The sequence below is a fragment of the Faecalibacterium sp. DFI.5.82 genome (genome assembly GCF_029076575.1).
Classification (GTDB): Bacteria; Bacillota; Clostridia; order Oscillospirales; family Ruminococcaceae; genus Faecalibacterium; species Faecalibacterium duncaniae.
In genome coordinates, this window is record NZ_JARFIS010001208.1 from 1 (window position 1) to 255 (window position 255).

Sequence of the window (255 nt, forward strand, 5' to 3'; positions counted from 1 at the left end):
GTTGGAAACGACTGCTAATACCGCATAAGCCCACAGGTCGGCATCGACCAGAGGGAAAAGGAGCAATCCGCTTTGAGATGGCCTCGCGTCCGATTAGCTAGTTGGTGAGGTAATGGCCCACCAAGGCGACGATCGGTAGCCGGACTGAGAGGTTGAACGGCCACATTGGGACTGAGACACGGCCCAGACTCCTACGGGAGGCAGCAGTGGGGAATATTGCACAATGGGGGAAACCCTGATGCAGCGACGCCGCGT

The 255-nt window shown here is 58.0% G+C and carries 1 rRNA gene; it reads left to right on the forward strand.

From position 1 onward, the window contains the following. Positions 1 to 255 (forward strand): 16S ribosomal RNA (locus P0G09_RS20750); the annotation flags it as partial.